18 protein-coding genes are annotated in these 17431 nt (G+C 67.2%); 13 read left to right on the top strand and 5 right to left on the bottom strand.

Annotation, left to right across the window (positions count from 1 at the left end; translation table 11 throughout):
• Nucleotides 1-14 precede the first annotated feature (14 nt).
• From OH802_RS21500 to OH802_RS21485, 4 genes are read left to right on the top strand one after another with little or no spacing between them, the layout of a single operon-like run.
• Nucleotides 15-1163 carry a DUF4331 family protein gene (locus OH802_RS21500; protein WP_406021900.1) on the top strand — a complete coding sequence of 383 codons (1149 nt, stop codon included), beginning with the start codon at nt 15-17 and terminating at the stop codon, nt 1161-1163.
• A 1-nt stretch (nt 1164) separates the two neighbouring features.
• Entirely contained in the window at nt 1165-2526 is a 1362-nt protein-coding gene (locus OH802_RS21495; RefSeq protein WP_406021898.1) for a Dyp-type peroxidase, read from the top strand.
• Nucleotides 2523-3383 carry an enoyl-CoA hydratase/isomerase family protein gene (locus OH802_RS21490; protein WP_406021896.1) on the top strand — a complete coding sequence of 287 codons (861 nt, stop codon included), beginning with the start codon at nt 2523-2525 and terminating at the stop codon, nt 3381-3383. Before OH802_RS21495 ends, OH802_RS21490 begins: the two co-directional genes overlap by 4 nt.
• A gap of 31 nt (nt 3384-3414) precedes the next feature.
• Nucleotides 3415-4497, top strand: a complete 1083-nt coding sequence (locus OH802_RS21485; RefSeq protein ID WP_406021894.1) for a sulfite oxidase — start codon at nt 3415-3417, stop codon at nt 4495-4497.
• Between the two features lie 18 nt (nt 4498-4515).
• On the opposite strand, the gene OH802_RS21480 is transcribed toward OH802_RS21485, so the two are convergent.
• Entirely contained in the window at nt 4516-5085 is a 570-nt protein-coding gene (locus tag OH802_RS21480) for a TetR/AcrR family transcriptional regulator (protein WP_406021892.1), read from the bottom strand.
• A 320-nt stretch (nt 5086-5405) separates the two neighbouring features.
• Between OH802_RS21480 and OH802_RS21475 the strand changes: the two genes are divergently transcribed.
• Complete coding sequence (locus tag OH802_RS21475; protein WP_406021890.1) at nt 5406-6758, top strand: SCP2 sterol-binding domain-containing protein; 1353 nt, start codon at nt 5406-5408, stop codon at nt 6756-6758.
• Between the two features lie 51 nt (nt 6759-6809).
• Nucleotides 6810-7772 (top strand): PDR/VanB family oxidoreductase, encoded by a 963-nt coding sequence (locus OH802_RS21470; RefSeq protein ID WP_406021889.1) that lies wholly within the window; start codon nt 6810-6812, stop codon nt 7770-7772.
• Nucleotides 7773-7857: 85 nt separating this feature from the next.
• Here OH802_RS21470 and OH802_RS21465 read toward each other — a convergent pair whose 3' ends face one another.
• Nucleotides 7858-8868 (bottom strand): AraC family transcriptional regulator, encoded by a 1011-nt coding sequence (locus OH802_RS21465; RefSeq protein ID WP_406021887.1) that lies wholly within the window; start codon nt 8866-8868, stop codon nt 7858-7860.
• 70 nt (nt 8869-8938) lie between these two features.
• Between OH802_RS21465 and OH802_RS21460 the strand changes: the two genes are divergently transcribed.
• The 6 genes from OH802_RS21460 (at nt 8939) to OH802_RS21435 (ending at nt 14876) form a co-directional block, all read left to right on the top strand.
• Entirely contained in the window at nt 8939-9787 is an 849-nt protein-coding gene (locus OH802_RS21460; RefSeq protein ID WP_406021885.1) for an SDR family NAD(P)-dependent oxidoreductase, read from the top strand.
• 38 nt (nt 9788-9825) lie between these two features.
• Nucleotides 9826-10722, top strand: a complete 897-nt coding sequence (locus OH802_RS21455; protein WP_406021883.1) for a M24 family metallopeptidase — start codon at nt 9826-9828, stop codon at nt 10720-10722.
• A 67-nt stretch (nt 10723-10789) separates the two neighbouring features.
• Complete coding sequence (locus tag OH802_RS21450) at nt 10790-11719, top strand: alpha/beta fold hydrolase (protein WP_406021881.1); 930 nt, start codon at nt 10790-10792, stop codon at nt 11717-11719.
• Nucleotides 11716-13224 (top strand): long-chain-fatty-acid--CoA ligase, encoded by a 1509-nt coding sequence (locus tag OH802_RS21445; RefSeq protein WP_406021879.1) that lies wholly within the window; start codon nt 11716-11718, stop codon nt 13222-13224. Before OH802_RS21450 ends, OH802_RS21445 begins: the two co-directional genes overlap by 4 nt.
• An 89-nt stretch (nt 13225-13313) precedes the next feature.
• Nucleotides 13314-14000 (top strand): enoyl-CoA hydratase/isomerase family protein, encoded by a 687-nt coding sequence (locus OH802_RS21440; protein WP_406021877.1) that lies wholly within the window; start codon nt 13314-13316, stop codon nt 13998-14000.
• Between the two features lie 102 nt (nt 14001-14102).
• On the top strand, nt 14103-14876 hold the full coding sequence (locus OH802_RS21435; RefSeq protein ID WP_406021875.1) for a methyltransferase family protein: 774 nt from the start codon (nt 14103-14105) through the stop codon (nt 14874-14876).
• A 16-nt stretch (nt 14877-14892) separates the two neighbouring features.
• Here OH802_RS21435 and OH802_RS21430 read toward each other — a convergent pair whose 3' ends face one another.
• On the bottom strand, nt 14893-15402 hold the full coding sequence (locus tag OH802_RS21430; protein WP_406021873.1) for a nuclear transport factor 2 family protein: 510 nt from the start codon (nt 15400-15402) through the stop codon (nt 14893-14895).
• 44 nt (nt 15403-15446) lie between these two features.
• Nucleotides 15447-16244, bottom strand: coding sequence for an oxidoreductase (locus OH802_RS21425; RefSeq protein ID WP_406021871.1), 798 nt, complete (start codon nt 16242-16244; stop codon nt 15447-15449).
• 117 nt (nt 16245-16361) lie between these two features.
• On the opposite strand from OH802_RS21425, the gene OH802_RS21420 reads away from it, so the two are divergent.
• Nucleotides 16362-16832, top strand: a complete 471-nt coding sequence (locus tag OH802_RS21420) for a winged helix-turn-helix transcriptional regulator (RefSeq protein WP_406021869.1) — start codon at nt 16362-16364, stop codon at nt 16830-16832.
• A 159-nt stretch (nt 16833-16991) separates the two neighbouring features.
• Here OH802_RS21420 and OH802_RS21415 read toward each other — a convergent pair whose 3' ends face one another.
• Nucleotides 16992-17429, bottom strand: coding sequence for a hypothetical protein (locus OH802_RS21415; RefSeq protein WP_406021867.1), 438 nt, complete (start codon nt 17427-17429; stop codon nt 16992-16994).
• Between the last annotated feature and the right edge of the window lie 2 nt (nt 17430-17431).

Genomic DNA, 17431 nt, shown 5'->3' with positions numbered 1-17431 from the left:
GGCGAGGAGCAGCAGTGTCTGATCACATCTCTGGGCCGCGCGCCCTGGCCGATCCGATCGCGGACATCACCGACTTCTACGCGTTCCCGAGCCCCGACTCCCCGGGGCGCCTCGTTCTGGTGATGAACACCCTGCCGATGGCGAAACCCACCGACCTGTTCTCGGCGGGGTTGCTCTACCGCTTCCGGCTGCGGCCGCTGAGCGCTCCTGCCGCCGGCTCGACCAGCGGGGTGTTCGTCCCGAGAGACGACGAAATGGTCATCGACTGCGTCTTCGACTCACCGGAGCATGTGACGGACCCGGCCACCGGTCGGCCGGACCACGAGCAGCACGGCAGCTGCGTGGCTCCGGGCGGCGAGGAGGTCACCTTCCGCGTCAACGACGAGTCTGGAGGTGCCGGCGGGGGAGTACATGTCTTCGCAGGGGCGCGGTGGGACCCGTTCATCATGGATGCCCGCGCCGCGCTGGCCACGATCGCGACGCGGAAGCTCGCGTTCACCGAGGACGGGTCGATCTTCCTGGACGGCAAGAACGTGCTGAGCGTCGTGGTCGAGCTCGACTCGGGTCTCCTTCCAGGCGGGACGCCCGTGGGCGTGGTCGCCGAGACCCTGACCCGGGGCGAGTTCAACGTCCGCATCGAACGGGTCGGCCGGCCCGAGGTGAAGAACATGATGCTGGCCCCGAAGGACTTCGACCAGGTCAACCGGGATCTGGAGATCCGCGACCTCTACAACATGGAGGACGCCTTCCACCTCGGCGAGTCGTACTACGGGGCATTCCGGGCACGCCTGGATGCCAACCTCGCGTTCTGGGACTGCCTCGACGGCAAGCGTGACTGGCCTCTCGGAGAGGACGGGAGCCACCCGCTCACCGACCTCGTCCTCGCCGACTATCTGGTCGTCGATCCCACCTTCCCGTACGCCGAGCAGGGGTCCTTCCTCGAGATCGAGCTCGCCGCCCGACGTGGCGAGCCGCATCAGACCTGCGGAGGCCGGGCCCTGAACGACGACGTGATGGACGCGCTCTTCACCCAGCTCGTCAACGCAGGTCACGGCCCCACGATCCGTGACGGCGTCGACTCCGCCAGCCGCCCGGCCACCAGCACGTTCCCGTACCTGGTCGCGGCGAACCCGGACCCACCTGAACCTCCGGAGCATCACTGACATGGACGACGTGACCCTCGAGCTCGACGACATCCAGTCCGGTGCGCTGTTCGAGCGCCCCTCGCCGTACGTGGGTGTCTACCTGCTGCTCAGCATCCACGATCGCCGGGACGGCCGTGAGCTGGTCCGGCGGCTGCACCGGGTCCTCACCGCCGCCGGTGAGGCCAGCGAGACGGGCGATACGTCGCTGACGGTCGCTTTCACCTACCAGGGGCTGAAGGCGCTCGGCGTGCCGCAGGCGTCCCTCGACAGCTTCGTCCCCGAGTTTCGGGAGGGCATGGCGGCTCGGGCCGAGATCCTGGGTGACGTCGGTGAGAGTGGTCCCGACCATTGGGAGAAACCCTTGGGCAGCACCGACGTCCACGTCGCCATCTCGGTGCTCGCCCCGGACGAGGACCGGCTCCGGGCTGTCGCCGACCAAGCCCGCCGAGCCCATGCCGAGCTGCCCGGGATCGAGCTCATCTGGCGCCAGGACTGCTACCAGCTCGCGACGGGACGGACGTCGTTCGGCTTCAAGGACGGCATCGGCCAACCGGCTGTCGAAGGAAGCGGCCGGCCCGCCACGTACTCGCACGAGCCCCCGCTCAAAGCCGGGGAGATCATCCTCGGCTACCCCGACGAGACGGGCGAGCTCGCTCCGATGCCGTCCCCTGAGGTGTTGGGACGCAACGGCACGTACGTCGTGTTCCGCAAGCTGCACACCAAGGTGGCGGCGTACCGGTCCTATCTGCGTGCGAAGGCGCAGTCGCGCGCCGAGGAGGAGCTTCTCGGGGCGAAGATGGTCGGCCGCTGGCCGAGCGGCGCCCCGCTCGCGCTCGCGCCGGAACGCGACGACCCGGAGCTCGGGAGCGACCCGGTCCGCAACAACGACTTCGCCTACGGTGACGACCCGCGCGGCTTCAAGTGCCCGGTCGGTGCGCATGCGCGCCGTGCCAACCCTCGCGACGCCTTGGACCACGAGGGCAGCGTCGACGTGCGGCTGCACCGGATGATCCGACGCGGCACCAGCTACGGCCCGGCACTGCCCGACGACGTGCTCGAGGACGACGGGGCCGAGCGCGGCATCATGTTCGTATTCGCCGGTGCACACCTGAAGCGACAGTTCGAGTTCGTGAAGACCCAATGGCTCAACGACGGGATCTTCATCGGCGCCCCGCTCGAGGCGGACCCTCTGGTCGGCCCTCACGGCGAGGCCGGCACGTTCACGATCCCGCAACGACCGATCCGGCGCCGGCTCCAGGACCTGCCGCCGTTCGTGGTCACCCGCGGCGGCGAGTACTGCTTCGCCCCGAGCCTGAGGGCTCTGCGCTGGCTCGCAGACCTGGAACCCGACGACCCCGCCACCCAGAGAGGAAGCAGATGAGCACCTCGAGCACCGACCGCTGGGCCGCACTCGACTTCGCCCCACCGGCCGCCGATGTCGAGGAGACCGAACCGTCGGTGCTCCTCGACTACCTGTCCGACGGGAGCATTGCCCGGGTCACGCTCAACCGCCCCCATGCCGACAACGCGATCACGACCGAGATGGGCGCTCTGCTGACCGAGGTCGTCGAAGGGATCGCGGTGCGAACCGGCGTACGGGTCGTCATCCTGACAGGTGCCGGGGAGCGGGCGTTCTCGGTCGGTAGCGACCTGCGCCAGCGCAAGGCGATGACCAAGGAGGACTGGCTGCGCCAGCGTCAGGCCTTCGACCGCACCCTGTACACGGTGCGCCAGCTGCGCAAGCCGATCTTCGCCGCCGTCAACGGCATCGCGTACGGCGGCGGTTGCGAGCTGGCCCAGAGCACCGACTTCATCATCGCCTCGACCGCCGCGACGTTCGGTCAGCCCGAGGCGATGCTCGGCCTGGCGGCCGGGGGCGGCTCGCCGGCGCTGCTGCCCCGCCTGCTGCCGCGCGGCAAGGCACTGCAGATGCTGATGACCGGCGACCCGGTCCCGTCGGCGGAGGCGTACCGGCTGGGCATGGTCAACGAGCTGCACGAACCCGGTGACCTCGCGTCAGCGGCGCTGGGGATCGCGGAGAAGATCGCCAGCAACTCGCCGACCGCGGTCCAGGCGGTGAAGCGGGCCGTGCACCTGGGGGAGGGGCAGCCGATCGAGGAGGCCATCGCGATCATGATGGACGCCCACTGGCGCTCCGCGGTCCACCCCGACCGCGTCGAGGGCATCGGCGCCTTCAACGACGGCCGCGAACCGACTTTCGCCGACTCCGACTTCTGACCCACACCCGCCCCGAGGAGGCTGAACCAACATGACCGTTGCCGATGAACTCGAGGCAGCCCGCGCCGCCCTGGTGATGATCAACCCCGCGCCGTACAACGCCGAGGCACCACCGGCCGCCCTGGCTGCCGACGTCACCCCGACCGAGCTCCACTACGTGCGCAGCAACTTCGCGGTGCCCGACCACGCCGGCACCCTGGAGATCGGCGGCGCGGTCGGCAAGCCCACGACCCTGACGCTCGACGACCTGCGTGCGATGCCCGCATACGACCGCACGGTCACCCTCGAGTGCGCCGGCAACGGCCGCCTGGAGATGAGGCCGCTACCGACCGGGGAGCCCTGGGGAGACTTCGCCGTCTCCACGGCACGGTGGACCGGAGCCCGGCTCCATGACGTCCTCGCGCAGGTCGAGCCGGCGACCGACGGGATCGAGCTCCTCGCCACCGGCGCCGACCACGGGCCGTACCACCTGCAGGCGATCCTTCCGGAGACCGACCAGGACAACCTCACCTTCACCCGCGCGCTGCCACTGTCGCAGGCCACCGACCCGGAGGCGGGGATCCTCATCGCGTACGAGATGAACGGCCAGCCCCTCGGGCGTGACCACGGCGCCCCGTTCCGGCTGATCGTCCCGCACTGGTACGCCGTCGCGTCCGTGAAGTGGCTCAAACGCCTCGATGTCCTCACCGAGCCGTACACCGGAGAGTTCCAGACCGGCCACTACATCTACGAATGGCTCGACCGGCCCCACGAGCCCGTCACCCTCATGCGGGTCCGCGCCCGCATCACCGAGCCCGCACCTGGCTCGGTCCTCACCCAGGAGACCTGCACCGTTCGCGGGAAGGCCTGGTCAGGAACCGGTCCGGTCACGAAGGTCGAGGTCAGCCTCACGGGAGAGGGCGACTGGCAGCCGGCGAAGCTGGACCCGGCCGCTCCGGGCGACTTCGGGTGGCAGGACTGGAGGTTCACCTGGGATGGCATCGGCGTCGGCCGGCACACCCTTCGAGCCAGAGCGACCGACGCGGCCGGGAACGTGCAGCCCGACGTACCGCCGTGGAACCGCCTGGGCTACGGCAACAACGCCATCGAAGTCATCTACGTCGACCGACGTTAGCCCGCCAGAAAGGACGCCTCAGCGGAGGCCTTCGGCATCGAGGAGAGCACTCACGGTGGGGGAGACGAGTCCGGTCAGGTCGTCGACGCCGATCCCGGCCCGGGCGCTGGCGCCGTCGAAGATCAGCATGAGCTGCCGGGCCAGCAGGTCGGGGTTGCTTGCTCCGCCCCGCTCGACCTCGGCACGGAAGAACTCCGACAAGTCCTGCTTGACGCCACGAGCGACCCGACTAGCGGGGTGAGTCGGGTTCTTGAGCTCGATCTGGACGGTCAGATACCGACAGCCTTGGAAGTCTGGTGTGCCGGACTCGATCTCCATGCGATCGAAGACGTGCAAAATCCGTTCACGCGGTGACCCGTCGTCGCTCTCTGCAGGAAGCAGCCATGCTTTGTAGGCCGCGGCGCCCCGCTCGAGGCTCGCGGCCAGCAACTCATCCTTGCTGTCGAAGAGTTGATAGAGAGAACGTTTCGAGACGCCGGCCGTGCTGCACAACGCCTGGATACCGACGCCCACCCCTTCCTGGTAGCTGAGAGCGGCCGCCGCTTCCAGCAGCCGCTCTCGCGGGCTCTCCTTTGCCGCTGAGGTCATGAGGTGAGTTTACCCGGATGTCAGCCAATCTGAAACCGATCGGTTTCGTTGGTGCTGGATCCAGCGCGCGTGGCGTCGAGTCGTGTGTGGCGGCTCACACCCGAGGCTGGCTTGCATGAGGAAACCGATCGGTTTATCGTCGGTGGTACCGATCGGTTTCTCGATGAAGTCGGGCAGCGGATAAGCGACCCGACTCGACCGTATACGCGCATGGAACGCGACGAACGCCGCGAGCTGGGTGTCGACGCGTGTGCGAGAAGGAAGACGCACACGTCCGTTGCTGCACCCGAGGCACAGGCGAAATCAGAAAGGGTCATCCTTTGGCCAGCAAGAAAAAGCTCGACGACCATCCCACCGTCGCAAAGATTCGCGAACGTGGTGGTGACCAAGGTGTCGTGCGCCCCACCGACCCGCTCGATGTGTCGTGGTTGCGTGAACTGTGCCTCGACGCGGGCGCGGACGATGTCGGTTTCGTCGAGATCGACCGACCGGAGATCTCCGACCAGCGGGAAGAACTCGAGGCCGCGCTGCCTGGCGTTCGAACCCTGATCAGCATGGTGACGCGAATGAACAGGGAGAACATTCGTACGCCCTCGCGTTCGGTGGCCAATCTGGAGTTCCATCACTCGGGCGACCACATCAACGACGCCGCTCGGCAGGTGGTACGTCAGCTCGAGGCAGTGGGCGTGCGTGCGCTCAACCCGGCGATGGGCTTTCCCATGGAGATGGACAAGTTTCCAGCGAAGGCCTGGGTCGTCTCGCACAAGCCGGTTGCGGTAGCTGCCGGGCTCGGCCAGATGGGTCTGCACCGCAACGTCATCCACCCCAAGTTCGGCAGCTTCGTCCTGCTGACCACCATTCTGGTGGATGCCGAGGTCGGCGAGGTCTCCCGGCCGATCGGCTACAACCCGTGCGTCGAGTGCAAGCTGTGTGTGACCGCGTGCCCGACCGGAGCGATCTCCGCCGATGGCCACTTCAACTTCTCCGCCTGCTACACGCACAACTACCGCGAGTTCATGGGCGGCTTCGGCGACTGGGCGGAGCAGGTCGTCGAGAGCCGCGATCGTCACGACTACCGCTCGCGGGTGACCGACCAGGAGAGCGCGTCCATGTGGCAGAGCCTCTCCTTCGGCGCCAATTACAAGGCCGCGTACTGCATGTCGGTCTGCCCGGCGGGCGAGGATGTCCTCGGTCCCTGGCTGGACGATCGCAAGGCACATGTGGACACCGTCGTCCGCCCGCTGGTGGACAAGGAGGAGACCGTCTACGTGATCCCCGATTCGGACGCCGAGAACCACGTGGCCAAAACGTTCCCGAACAAGCAGACGAAGCAGGTCGGACAGAGCCTTCGTCCGGCCGACATCGAGGGCCTCGTGCAGGGGATGCCATTGATCTTCCAGCGCGAGAAGGCGCTGGACATGTACGCGACCTACCATCTCACTTTCACCGGTGCCGAATCGCGACAGATCACCGTGGATATCCGCGACCGCGAACTTGAAATCACCGAGGGCCTACACGGAGATCCCGATCTCCGAATATCCGCTGACTCCCAGACGTGGATGCGATTCCTTTCCAAGAAGTCTGCGCTGCCCTGGGCGCTTCTGCGCGGCCGCATCAAGATGCACGGATCACCGCGACTGCTGCTTACCTTCGGGCGCCTCTTCCCGTCCTGACCGGTCGACACAAGTAGACCGATGAACTCATCACGAAAAGGAACACCGATCATGGGAATCTCTCGCGCCGAGGTGGAGCGCGATCTCGTAGTGGCCGCCAAGGAGGCGATGGCAGAAGGCGTTGTGCGGTTGACGCTGCGTGATCCAGAAGGTCGGGCACTGCCGGAGTGGGACCCGGGAGCGCATATCGATCTGATCCTGACGGACGACCTCGTCAGGCAGTACTCGCTGTGCGGGGACCCGGGGGACCGCTCCAGTCTTCAGGTGGCAGTGCTGCAGGAGCCCGAGAGCCGGGGCGGGTCCAGCTACGTACACGACGTTCTGGCTGAAGGCGACACCCTCCGTATTCGTGGTCCCCGTAACAACTTCCCGCTGGAGAAGTCGAAGCGCTATCTCTTCGTCGCAGGCGGGATCGGCATCACCCCGATCCTGCCGATGATCGCCGCGGTCGACGCTCGCCGGGCAGACTGGAGCCTGGTCTACGGAGGACGCACCCGGGAGTCGATGGCGTTCCGCGAAGATCTCCAAAGGGCCTATAGGGGCAGGGTGAAGGTTCGTCCCCAGGACGAGTTCGGACTGCTGGACCTGCCCGACCTGCTCGGCAAGCCACAGCGCAAGACGGCCATCTACGTCTGCGGGCCGGAGCCGCTCCTTGCGGCCGTGGAGACCGCCTCTCAGGAGTGGCCGAGAGGGGCCCTGCACGTGGAGCGGTTCGCGCCGAAGAGTGACCTCGATGCCGCGCCACGAACCAGCTTCGAGGTCGAGCTTGCCCAGTCCGGCAGGACGCTGCGGGTCCCCGAGAACATGTCCATCCTTCGTGCCGCTGCGGACGCCGGGGTGCCGGTGATGAAGTCGTGCGAGGAGGGGATCTGCGGAACGTGCCAGACGAAGGTGCTGGCGGGGGAGATCGACCACCGCGACTCGGTGCTCGACGACCAGGATCGCGCTGCCGGTGACTCCATGATGGTCTGCGTCTCCCGAGCGAAGGGCGACCGTCTCGTCCTCGACCTCTGACGACGGCCGGGCTCCGCACCGCTCCATCTGACGGGCCACGCGGTGTCCCCGCTGATGACCTGGTGAGTGGTTCTCCGCTCGCCATCTAGTCGGTGGCCACCGGTTCCGGGTTACGCCGGTAGGCCGATGGCGACGTGCCGAACCAGCGCCGGCAAGAGCGCGAGAGGACGCTCTGTTCGCTGTAGCCGAGAAGGCCGGCGAGCTGTCCGAACGGGATGCGCGTGTGGCGCAGGTAGTGCTGTGCCTCGTCGCGGCGTACGTCGTCGACGACCTCGGCGAAGGTGCGGCCCTCGACGGCGAGCTGCCGTTGCAGCGTGCGCGGGTGTACGGCGAGGTGCGAGGCGACCAGCTCGAGGGTCAGGCCACCGGTCGGCAGCATCCGGCGGACCAGCATGCGCACTGGTTGTGTGAGGTTGTCGTCGAGCGTGGTGACCACGCTGTTGAGGTAATCCTGGGCCATTGCGTGGACGGCACTGTCGGAGGAGATCCGCCGTTCGAGCACCGTGGCTGGAAAGGTGAAGCCGTATCCGGGTTCGGAGAAGCGCACCGTTGAACCGAAGTAGCGGCGGTAGTCCGCCGGCGGGCTCAGGGGTTCATGCCGGAGATGGACCACGATCGGGCTGAAGTCTTCACCCGCCAAGAGACGCATGATCCTCAGTGAGACCCCGAGGCTGAGCTCGGCGCCCTGGCGGTGAGGTGGCGGCTGGTTTGCCCGGACGTCCCAGTCGAGCCGGGCCATGCCGTCGTCTCCGACGCGGAGCTGGACGGAAACGGCGGGGCTGTAGACCGACATGTACTGGTTGAAGGCCCGTAGTGCTGCTCCCACGTTCGGCGCGGTGCGCGCGGCCACACCGACAGGACCGAGGATCTCCACGCCCTGTCGTAGGGCGAGCCGGCGTCCGAAATCGGAGGCGCCTGTGGCCGCGGCGGCACCTTCGAGCGCATGGATGACGCGTCGGTAGTCGATGAACTCGTCGTGGCTCCCGACCGCTGCCGCGGGAATGCGCGCCTCCGCGAGCACCGCACTCGGGTCGCCACCGAGCTCGAGGATCAGTTCCTGATATCCCTGGAGCGATGTCCCACGAATCGTGGTCATGTCGCCAATTGTCAAAAACGTGTCGCTTGGTGTCAAGTTTCGAGATGTGGCGGTCGCCACACTCATCTGCATGATTCTTTCTCACTCGCGCTTCGACGGTGCGCGGCTGGACGGTGGCACCGTCGCGATCACCGGCGCCGGCAGCGGCATCGGCCAGGCGCTGGCGCTGCTGTGCGCGGCCCGCGGGGCCAAGCTTGCGCTCTGCGACATCAACGACGAGGGCTTGGCGGACACGGCTGGGCGTGTTCGCAGCCTCGGCAGCACTGTTCTCACCCGTCGGGTCGATGTCTCCGACGAGGCCCAGATGACCGAGTTCGCCCACGCTGCCTACGCTCAGTTCGACTCGGTCGACCTGGTGGTGAACAACGCAGGCGTCGCCGTCATGGGCGGCTTCCTGGACACCACCGTCAAAGACTGGGACTGGCTCTGGTCGATCAACGTCCGGGGCGTGGTGAACGGAAGCCAAGCCTTCTTGCCGACGATGATCGAGCAAGGGCGAGGCGGACACATTGCCAACGTCGCCAGCGTCGCCGGCCTGCTGGCCAATCCGGACCTGGGTGCCTACAGCGCCACCAAGTTCGCCGTGGTCGGCCTCTCGGAGGCCCTGCGGACCGAGCTGAAACCGTACCGAATCGGCGTGACCGCGGTCTGCCCGGGCGTGATCAACACCCCGATCACCCGCAACACCAGGCTGCGGGGAGCCAACAACACCGACCAGCGTCGGGCCAAGATCACCGCGATCTACGAGAAGCGCGGATACACCCCCGAGCGCGTCGCCGAGAACATCCTCAAGGCCGTGCACAAGGACAAGGCGGTCGCCCCCATCGCCCTCGAAGCCCACCTGATGTACGGCGCCTCCCGCCTCGCCCCGTCGCTGGCGCGGTGGGCCGCGGGCCGGATGGCCTCTGTCGGCAAGTAGCACCACCACTCAACCTCATCGATCGAAGGGACCACACCGTGTCACGCGAACAGTTCACTGCGGCGCAGCTCGCCGATTTCAAGGCCGTGCAGCGGCTCGCCTATGACGCCACTGCGGCGGTCGAGGCACAGCTCTATGTCGGCATCACCGAGAAGGAAGCCGCGGCCATGCTCGAGGACTGGCTGCGCGAACGCGGCGTGCGCCGGTTCTTCCACTACGGCTTCGCCTGGTTCGGCGACCGCACCCGGTTCCGTAACTTCGAGAAGCCTTCCGGCAACGCGCTCAAGCAGTTGCTCAGCCCGAAGATGGCGCACTTCGGCAAACAGTTCCTGCCGACCGACCGCCGGCTCGAGAAGGGAGACGCGGTCATCCTCGACATCGGCCCGGTCCTGGGGCGGGCGGCCTCCGACATGGGCTACTCATGCACCCTGCCCGGCGACGAGACCGAGGAGTTCCACACCGCCAGGATGGCGCTGGAGCCTTACCGTCGGATGATCCTGGAGATGGTCAAGCGCGGTGAGTCCCAGGGCAACATCTACAAGGCCCTCGACGAGCTGATCGCCGACCAGGGCTACGAGAACATCCACAGCTACTACCCGGGTTCGGTCGTCGCGCACAAGATCGGCAATGTCCCCGGTGTGAGCCTGCCTACCTTCCGGGTGCAGAACTTCAGCCCCCAGGCGATCGCCTACCTGTCCGGCCACGTCTTCGAGTCACTCCTGCGTCCCGCGATGAACTCCACTCCGATCTGGAACGAGGAGTCCGACACGCCCTGCGAGCCGGGCCTGTGGGCGATCGAGCCGCACATCGGCAAGGGGGACATCGGGGTCAAGTTCGAGGAAATGATGGTCGTCACCGAGGACGATGCGTACTGGCTCGACGACGACCTTCCTCACGTCCGCTACTGGGCCAGCCACCTCAACGCCGCGGACTGACCCAGAGGACCGACATCCCAGCCGGGCCGCGCGTCGACGCAGCCGTCATCTCGAACAGGAGCCTCGCGTGACTGTGAACCCCGTTTCATCTCTCGATTTCACCGAGCCGAGCACCGCTGGCTTTCGGACCGAACAGGTCGTCGTCGGGGACGTCCGCATCCCGGTGCTGCGCGGCGGTCCCCGCAACTCAGCCGAGGCCGTGGTGTTCGTGCACGGCAATCCCGGCGCCGGCTCCGACTGGCTGGACCTGATGCGACCAGTAGCGGAGTTCTCGCAGGTCATCGCCCCGGACATGCCCGGCTTCGGAGGAGCCGAGAAGCGGGCCGATCAGGACTACACGCTCGCGGGCTATGCCCGACACCTGGGCGGACTCATCGATGCCTTGGGCTTGACGCGCGTCCACCTCGTAGCCCATGACTTCGGTGGCCCCTGGTCACTCACCTGGGCCGCGGCTCATCCCGACCGTGTCGCCAGCGTCACCTTGGTCAATACCGGGGTCATGCTGGACTACACCTGGCACCGCGTCGCCAAGATCTGGCGCGTCCCGGTCGTGGGTGAGATCTTCCAGCGGATCGCGCCACGCCGGTTCGTCAGGGAGATGCTGGCCCACGACAACCCGGGCCTGCACCCCGACTGGGTCGCGCGTATCGCCAACCACCTCCAGCCCTGGGGGACCCGTCGCGCGGTGCTGCGGCTCTACCGCACCACCACCTCCGCGATGATGGAGGCGCTCGTCGAGCCGCTGCGCGCGAGCGACCTGCCATGCCTGGTGGTGTGGGGCCCGCAGGACGTCTACCTCCCTGCGGTCCAGGCGCAGCGGCAGCGAGAACCCTTTCCGTCGGCGCAGATCCACACGATCCCCGACGCCGGCCACTGGTCCTTCCTTGAACGCCCAGACATGGTCGCCCCCCTCGTGCTCGCGCACCTGCGTAGCCATCACTCGACGGCACGAACACGCCCGGAAAGCTCTCCCAGCCACCGAAACGAGCAGCCATGAACCTCGCCGAGAACCTCACGCGAACCACCCAACAACACCCCGACAACGTCGCGATCCGTCTCGACGACGCGACCCTGACCTACGCCGAGCTGGACGTGCTCAGCGCCCGAGCCGCAGGGTTCCTCCTCGCAAGAGGGATCAGAGCGGGGGACCGGGTCGGGGTGATGTTGCCGAACGTGCCGCTGTTCGCGGCGCTCTACTACGGCGTGCTGCACCTCGGTGCCGTCGTGGTCCCGATGAACCCGCTGCTCAAGGAGCGCGAGGTCGCCTACTACCTGGGCAACTCCGGGGCGAAGCTCATCCTGTCCGCGCCGGAAACCGCCGGCGAGGCGCGCCGCGGAGCCACCGAGGCCGGTGCCGCCGTCGTGGTCACCAACGACGAGTTCGAGAGCCTCGTGGCCTCCACCGAGCCGCTGGAACTGGTCGTTGGCCGCGCCGGCGATGACACCGCGGTGATCCTCTACACCTCGGGAACCACCGGCCAGCCCAAGGGCGCCGAGCTCACGCACGCCAACCTGATCCACAACATCGACGTCACCGCTGAGTCATTGCTCACCGCATCGCCCACCGACGTCGTCTTCGGCGGTCTGCCACTGTTCCATGTCTTCGGCCAGACCTGTGGACTGAACCTGGCTGTCAAGGTCGGCGCCACACTGACCCTTCTCCCACGCTTCGACGCCACCAAGGCCCTGGAGGTCCTGGCCCGTGACCGGGTGACCGTGTTCGAAGGCGTCCCGACGATGTTCACTGCCCTGGCTCGGCACCCGGAGCGAGCGGCCTACGACCTGTCGGCACTGCGGATCTGCGCGACTGGCGGCGCAGCGATGCCGGTGGAGGTGCTTCGCGCCTTCGAGGAGGCGTTCGAGTGCACCGTTCTCGAAGGCTATGGGTTGTCCGAGACCTCGCCGATCGCCTGCTTCAACCATCCCGGGGCTGAGCGCAGGGCCGGGTCGGTCGGCACCCCGATCCGAGGTGTCGAGATGCGGCTGGTCGACGACGCCGGCCACCCGGTGGCCGACGGCGAGGTGGGCGAGATCTGCGTACGTGGCCACAACGTGATGAAGGGCTACTGGGCCAAGCCCGAGGCCACCGCGGAGGCGATCCGAGACGGCTGGTTCTTCACGGGAGACCTGGCGCGCCGTGACCCAGATGGCCACTACTTCATCGTCGACCGCAAGAAGGACATGGTCATCCGGGGTGGCTACAACATCTATCCCCGCGAGATCGAAGAGGTCCTGCATGAGCACCCGGCCGTGCTCGAAGTGGCCGTCGTCGGCATCCCGCACGAGGAACTCGGCGAGGAGGTCGCCGCCGCGGTCGCACTGCGGCCCGACGCCGCCGCGACCGCCGAAGAGCTACAGGCGTTCGTCCGCGACCGGGTCGCGGCGTACAAGTACCCGCGGCACGTTGTCGTCGTCGATGTCCTTCCGAAGGGCCCGACCGGCAAGATCCTGAAACGCGAAGTCCACATCACGCCCGCACCGTTGATCGACGCCGACCTGTGACGCATCGACACGGGACTCCCGGGCTGCGCTACACCGTTGCCGATGGCGTAGCGCAGCTGACGCTGTCCCGTCCAGACAAGTCGAACGCCTTGGACCTCCCCACGGCGGAGTCGCTGGCGGAAGCCGTCGCGTCAGCGCGTTCGGACGACGCCGTCCGTGTAGTGCTGCTCGCTGGCGATGGACAGCGTTTCTGCGCCGGCGGTGACATCGCCTCGATGGCAGCGGCAGAGGATCGCTCCGGACACCTCGAACAGATGGCTGCCACTCTGGATGGCGCGCTTCAGGGACTGGCGGAGATGGACAAGCCCGTCGTGGCTGCAGTCCAGGGCGCCGCTGCTGGTGCCGGCCTCGCCATGGTGCTGTCCGCGGATGTGGTCATCGGAACTCGGTCATCGAAGTACCTTGCCGCCTACGCCAGTGTCGGGCTCACCCCTGACTGTGGCCTTTCGTGGCTTCTGCCTCGAGCAGTCGGTCAGCAGCGGGCCCTTGAACTGGCGCTCACTGGCAGAGTCCTGTCCGCCGACGAGGCATGCGACTGGGGCCTGATCACGACCGTGGTGGACGACGACGAGCTGGCCGCCCGCGCGTCATCCACAGCCTCACGACTGGCAAAGGCGCCGCCGTACGCCGTGGGCCAAGCCCGTCGCCTGATCCGGTCGGCATGGACGCTCCCGCGTGAGGAGAGCGGTGCAGATGAGGTCCAGACGATCTCCCGAGCAGTAGCGACCGCCGAGGCCCGAGAGCTGGCGGACCTCTTCCTCCAACGCCAGCCGTGACGCCCCGCGATGGTGCGGCTGTGACCGGGATGTGCTGCGCGCACACCGACATGGGCTCGGCACCTCTCGCGGGGCGAGGCTCTCCGTTCGTACGTTTCGGGCATGTCAGCTACGACGGAGCCACCCACACCGACCGACGCAGGGGTGGCACGACCGGTGCCGCGCTACGCACGATTCGTCCGCGGATTGCAGCAGCGGTTGGTCATCGACATGCCCGGCGGACCGCGGGTCATCAGCTTCGCGACTGTGATCAACTTCCAGAAGTGCCTGATGTTCGCCTACCTGGGCGCACTCATGTGGCTCTACAACGACCACACGCCGGCTGCCGCGAGTACTGCGGCGTGGATCTATCTGGCCCTGCACGGGTCGTACGGACTGGTCTGGTACCTCAAGGACAAGGCGTTCCCGGACCCCGGGTGGCAGTATCGGCTCACCGTGCTGGGGGCCGTGAACGCCGTTCTCGCCGTCCTTGGTTGGTACTGGCTGTTCGGCTGGCTGCTGATCTCCGGTCGCGGAGGCGACTATCCGATAGATGACAGGCCGTGGTTCGCGGTGTGCATCACCCTTGTCGTGTTGGGCTCAGTGGTGATGATCGCGGCCGACGCGCAGAAGTTCTTCACGCTGCGCGTCCAGCGCGGTCTCATCACCGATGGGATGTTCCGCTTCGTACGGCACCCGAACTACACCGGCGAGATGATGATCTACCTCGGCTTCGCGCTGATGGTCTGGCACTGGCTGCCGTTCCTCGTGCTGGCCTGGGTGTGGGGCGGTGTCTTCACGGCGAACATGCTGGCCAAGGAGGCGAGCATGAGCCGATACCCCGAGTGGGCGGCCTACAAGGCGCGCACGCGTTGGGTGATCCCGTTTGTCCTCTGATTGATGCTTGCCCTGCTCAGGGCTTCCGGGGCTGGGTCCGGGGAACCACGCTCCGGTCCCCGGAGGTGACCATCGCGTGGATCGGTGCGGCGCTGACCCGAAGGAGCGTGGCGAGGCCGCGGCGGCCCTGCTGGCGGGCGAGTGCCGGCCCTAGGGTGGTCATCAGGGCGGTGAGTGCCGGCATCGGACGCCCGAAGAGCGTGATCTCCGAGATGCGTGCCTCCTCGTCGAGGCGCAGCAACTGCGCCTCCTCGAACGGTTGGCCCGCGACGTGCGCCCGGTAGACCAGTGCGTACGTGTCGTCCTGGCCGGTCTGCGTATGGAATCGAATGTGCTCGACGGCCTTGAACGCCTCGGTCAGGAAGTCTCGTAGCTGACTGGTTCCCTCGAGGCGGAACTGGTCGGTGAGTGGCGAGCTGAGGACGATGTCGGGTCTCAGGCAGGTGACGGCGGCCTCGACGTCACCGCTTTCGGCGGCGGCACGCCAGCGCGCAACCGTGGCGTCTGACTCTGAAGGGTCTGGCATGGATATCTCCTGATATCGCCGGAGGGCTGGTCGGTGGCCGGCCGTCAGCCAGGGAGGTGGTTCATCTTGCGGATCTGGCTGTCGAAGATCCGGGAGGGTGCGAAGCGGCGCAGGACGCCTGCGCGGCCGGCCAGGACACCGGCGGTGTAGCGCAGCTTCGGCGTCGGGTCCGTCGCCGCCGTGGCGATGACATCGGCGACGACAGCAGGGTCGTCGCCGGCCTTGAACGCCTCCGCCATCACGCGATCGAAGGTCTCTCGCTGCTGTGCGTAGACCTGAAGTGGGGCCTCGGGCTGGATGCGCTTCGCCTCGAATCCGGTCTTGGTGTAGGCCGGGTCGACGAGCAGCGACCGGATGCCGTACTCGCGGATCTCATGGTCCAGGGACTGGGAGTAGCCCTCGATCGCGTGCTTCGAGGCGCCGTAGACCGCCATGTAGGGCGCCGGGATGAATCCCTGCACGGAGGAGAGGTTGATGATCCGGCCGCGCCCCTGCTCCCGCATGTGCGGCAGCACCGCCTTCACCATGCGCATGACCCCGAAGACGTTGATGTCGAAGACTTCCTGGGCCTGAGTGATGGAACCTTCCTCGGCCGCGCCGACCGACCCGACTCCGGCGTTGTTGACGAGGACGTCGATCTGCCCGAATCGCTGGATCACCTGCTTGACCACAGTGGCGGCTGAGGCGTCGTCGGTGACGTCGAGCTCGAGGAACGTCACTCCCTCCGGGGGAGTGGCACGCGAGATGTCACGGCTGGTTCCGATCACCTCGAACCCCGCGTTGGCCAGCGCGAGCGCCGCTGCCTTGCCGATGCCGGAAGAGGCACCTGTTACGAGTGCCACGGGGCGAGCTGTTGTCATCGTGAAGTTCCTGACTTGGGTGTGTTGTGATTTCCAACCGACACCGTCAACGTAGACCAGTGAGTTGGAAAAGACAACACACCGGCTTATCGTGGGGAGATGACCGATTCCGACACGCGGCCCGGGATCCGCATGGCCGAGCAGCCCCTGGAGGTCCGTCCGTGCTCGCTCGCCGGCGCCCTCGACGTCCTCGGTGAGAGGTGGTCGCTCCTGGCACTGCGGGAGATCGGCTACGGGGTTCACCGCTTCGCCCGGATCGCCGGCTATACCGGGGCCTCGCGCGACATCCTCGCCGACCGACTGCGCAAGCTGGAGGCGGCGGGCGTCATCGAACGCCGGTTGTACAGCGAACATCCGCCCCGCCACGAATATCACTTCACCGAGGCCGGCAGGGAGCTGTTCCCGGTCATGCTCGCGCTGTCCCAGTGGGGCGACAAGTGGGCGGTCGACGCCCCGGCGCTGACCCGCCGGCACTCCTGCGGCCAACCGGTCCAGGTCGATCTGGTCTGCCATCACTGTGGTGAGCCGGTCACCCGCGACACCATCCACGCTGAACCCGCCAACGCCTGAACGGCCGCTGTTCCGGTGGCTCGGGACCGCCTTGCCGTGCAGCGACGGGTCTGACAGGCTCGCTCGCTCCTGTGCCGGCGATGGCTGGTGTTACCCCGTCGCCGGACTGGCGACTCGCAGCGGTTCTCGTCGTATGGGATCCGGCCAAATGGCTTCGAATCAGGTCCGCTTGCGGCTCGTGATCTCGTCAGAGAGCCGCTGCACGTGGGCGGGGTCCGCGTCCCGGGCAAGGGCGACGTAGTGGTCCATGACGACCGGCCGATAGCGCACGGGCAACGTCTGTCCTGGGGCGAGTCGGGTGAGCTCGGTGATGGTGAGGTCTTCGTCTGCGACACCGCGGAACGAGATGCCGTCGGAGGTCTCCACGTCGAACATCAGCACCACGCGTGGGTTGCTGTTGACCTCCCGCCAGTCGACGAGAACGCCGAGCGCAAGCGCCCCCGCACGCAGTTCCGCATTGCGCTTCCGCGCGTCACTGCTCAGGAGCGGGTTCGGGGCGATGCCGGGGAAGTCGGGCCCGACGCCGAGCGATTCCCGACTCAGGTCGGGCCTGAGCTGCGCCATCAGATCGTTGAGCTTCTTCTTCGAACCGAACATCC

It is taken from the genome of Nocardioides sp. NBC_00850 (assembly GCF_045207335.1).
GTDB lineage: Bacteria > Actinomycetota > Actinomycetes > Propionibacteriales > Nocardioidaceae > Nocardioides.
The sequence above is the reverse complement of the archived record's forward strand: the minus strand, read 5'-3'. Positions and strand labels throughout refer to the sequence as shown.